At 37.2% G+C, this 3,120-nt stretch carries 3 protein-coding genes; all 3 read left to right on the top strand.

The genetic code is table 11. The annotated features are described in order from the left end of the window. The first annotated feature begins 273 nt into the window (after positions 1–273). The 3 genes from B5G32_RS13300 to istB are packed head-to-tail and all read left to right on the top strand — an operon-like array spanning position 274 to position 2,892. Positions 274–1,527, top strand: a complete 1,254-nt coding sequence (locus B5G32_RS13300) for a Mu transposase domain-containing protein (RefSeq protein ID WP_087936938.1) — start codon at positions 274–276, stop codon at positions 1,525–1,527. Continuing rightward, a complete protein-coding gene (locus tag B5G32_RS13295; protein WP_087244550.1) occupies positions 1,520–2,122 on the top strand; it encodes a DUF6618 family protein in 603 nt (200 codons plus the stop codon). The genes B5G32_RS13300 and B5G32_RS13295 overlap by 8 nt, the downstream gene beginning before the upstream one ends. Positions 2,123–2,139: 17 nt before the next feature. Beyond that, a complete protein-coding gene (gene istB, locus B5G32_RS13290) occupies positions 2,140–2,892 on the top strand; it encodes an IS21-like element helper ATPase IstB (RefSeq protein ID WP_087244551.1) in 753 nt (250 codons plus the stop codon). Positions 2,893–3,120: the final 228 nt, after the last annotated feature.

Below are 3,120 nucleotides of genomic sequence, written 5' to 3'. Positions count from 1 at the left end.
GTGGCAGCTCTCCTGTGAAATCCTTATATCTTTCCATGAATGGTATGAATGTCTTGGTATCTCCTGGTCGCTGGAATAGATCTGCATTTACTATAATGCCATCGCTGACACCAATCTGTGCATTATAGCATGGTCTGCTTAATAATATTGTTAATATAAAGATAACCAATAATGTTAATTTATAATTTACCAATTCTGGTAATAATTGTTCAACATTATTGAGTTATCTTTTCTTTTTGGTTAACCTTCTCTTTAAAAGGAGGTGAACCAAGTATGATAAAAAATGATATCGATGTAAGTTCAAATTTGATAGGAGAATTAAGATTTATGAAAACTTTACAGATCAAACCAAACTTTAGTGATTTGTCTAGAAAGTACAGTGTTGATCGTCACACCATAAAAAAATATTATGATGCAGATGGAATACCAATGAAAAGTGGACGTCCCAAGAAAAGTAAATGGGACTGCATGTTTGAAGATATCCTTTATATCCTTGACAAGCCAGGTGTTTCCTATAAGGCTGCCTATATGTATTTTCTCAATACTCGAGAAGAGGAACTTCCGGGCGACTACAACAGTTTCAGAAACTACTGTTATAGAAAGCATCTTAAGCCCAAGCAGAAGGAACATAAACCCCATGTGCTCTATGAAGTCGATCCTGGCCGTCAGCTTCAGGCTGATTTCAAAGAAGACCTTTCCATTCATCTCAAGAATGGTGACCTGATTGAATTTAATGTTTTCTCTGCAACTCTGGCCTATTCAAGACAGCATATATTTATCTATTCCCCAACCAAGACAACCGATGACTTCATCAGATGCACTATTGAAGTCTTCAGAAGAATTGGTGGCGTGACAGAGACCCTTCTCACTGACAACATGTCGGCTGTTGTGTCCTGTCATGGTAGAAAAAAGAAAATACATTCTAGAATCTCACAGCTGTTTAATGATCTTGACTGCTCACTCAAGCTATGCAGGGCCAGAACTCCCCAAACTAAAGGAAAGGATGAAAACGCAAATAAATTTATGAACTGGCTGCTGCCCTATGATCATGAAATCGAATCGGTTGATCAGCTTATCAGGACGATTGAAGAAACAATCATGAGTCAGTGCAATATGGAAGTCAACAGTGGTACCAACATGCCGCCCGCACTGCTTTTTAGAAAAGAAAAGGAATATCTGAAGCCTTTACCAAATAAAGTCATGCTTTCTTCCTATATGGTAGAACATTATAGAAAGAAGGTTCCCGAATCGTTGCTTATTGTCTATAAAGGAAGCAAATATTCCGTTCCGGCCCGTTGCCTTGATCAATATGTAGATATCTATCCTGTTGAGGGCAACATGATATATATCTATAGAAACAAGGAACTTGTTGCCACTCATACTATATCACAAAATACGGTCAATTATGACGAGAATCATTACAGGGAAGCATTAAAAATGAATCTGTCCCATACAGATGATATAGATGAGATGGCCAAGAAGAACCTGGAAAGACTAGAAAAACTTGGAGGAAACATGAATGAATAAAAAATTAATACTAAGACATAAAATCAATGAAAATCCATACGGTCTGTATAACAGTCAGCTCAAACCAATGAGCAGAGAGGAAACAATTGAATTTTTCAACGAGATAGACCTTACAGACGAAGAGCTTCTGTCATTGAACGACTATATTCTTGAAGATGCAGGGCATAGCTTCTTCGATAATGCATACATGGTATGGAACGAATGTGGTGAGCACATGAATTTCATAGATGGCCTAAGAATGAGCGAAACATGCTGGAATGAAGACACATCAGCAGAAGAAGCCGAGTCACATATCATAACCTATGAAGCTCATTTCGAAGACCAGTCATGGGTGGCAACTATCGACAGAATTCAGCTGTATCATGATTATTCAGATGTTGTTTTTAAGGGAAGAGGAAGTGCCATAAGGGCTTTTGTCGGCAGAGCTGATGAATTATGGATCTGCATGCCTGATCAGCATGTCTGCACAACTCTTGCAAGCTCTGATGACATTTTTTGGAATGGAGAGATGTTATCCTCTCTCATGAAAAACAACATAGATGGTGCAACGCTGGCATATGGCATCAGATGTCTCTGTGAGGAATATTTCATATAGATGGAGGAGTAAATATTATGGATACCAATTATAATAAGCTATTGAACAATCTGACAGATTTAAAGCTTGAAAGAATGAAGGATAATCTGCCACAATATATCGACATGATCAACAGCGGAAATAAAACAATCGTGGATGCATTGTATGAACTGACCGAAAAAGAAAAAAGCTTCAAGAAGGAAAAAGCAATCAAAGCCTGTGTAATGACAGCAGGCTTTCCCTTTCATAAGACCCTGGACGACTATGACTTTAGTTTTCAGCCAGGAATCAATAAAAAGGAGATTGAAGATTACATGACACTGAGATTCATTGATAATAGTGAAAATATATTGTTTATTGGCTCAAGTGGCACTGGAAAATCTCATCTGGCGACATCCATTGGAATAGAGGCGGCCAGGCACAGATATAGTGTCTATTTCATCACATGTCAGAATCTCATAGATGAATTGATGGAAGCCGAAAAAGAAAATCGACTCGAAAAGAGAATGAAGGCCATCAACAGATACAAACTGTTGATAGTGGATGAAATTGGATATATCAATTTTAACAAGGAATCCGCCAATCTGTTTTTTCAGCTGGTATCACAGAGGTATGAAAAAAAATCAACAATTATTACAACGAATAGGAATCTATCCAAATGGACAGAAATATTCAGTGATCCAATCATCGCCAACGCAATACTGGACAGATTGCTTCACCATTGCCATATAGTTAATATTGTAGGTCCATCATATAGAACCAAGGATCTTATGGATATGCTGGAAGACTAGAAATGGACGGAAGAGGTAAACATATGTGAGCAAAACTGGTAACAATAAATTAACATTTCTGGTAATTTTCAAATTAACATTTTTGGTAAAAATTATATTGACAATATTAGCTTAATCCCGTATTGCAGTAAAAATCTATCTTAGTTGCACACATCGTCGCATCATGATCTATCTTAGAACAGCTGTTTCTATCATTTCCTATGATAAAAAGCCAGAATTCATATTCAT

It is taken from the genome of Massilimicrobiota sp. An80 (assembly GCF_002159255.1).
In the GTDB taxonomy this organism is placed as follows: domain Bacteria; phylum Bacillota_I; class Bacilli_A; order Erysipelotrichales; family Coprobacillaceae; genus Allocoprobacillus; species Allocoprobacillus merdigallinarum.
This window is presented reverse-complemented; position numbering and strand designations above follow the sequence as displayed.

Excerpts from the sequence above, each read along its gene's own strand:
- B5G32_RS13300 (WP_087936938.1), top strand. The coding sequence starts at position 274 with ATGATAAAAAATGATATCGATGTAAGTTCAAATTTGATAGGAGAATTA.
- B5G32_RS13295 (WP_087244550.1), top strand. The coding sequence starts at position 1,520 with ATGAATAAAAAATTAATACTAAGACATAAAATCAATGAAAATCCATAC.
- istB (WP_087244551.1), top strand. The coding sequence starts at position 2,140 with ATGGATACCAATTATAATAAGCTATTGAACAATCTGACAGATTTAAAG.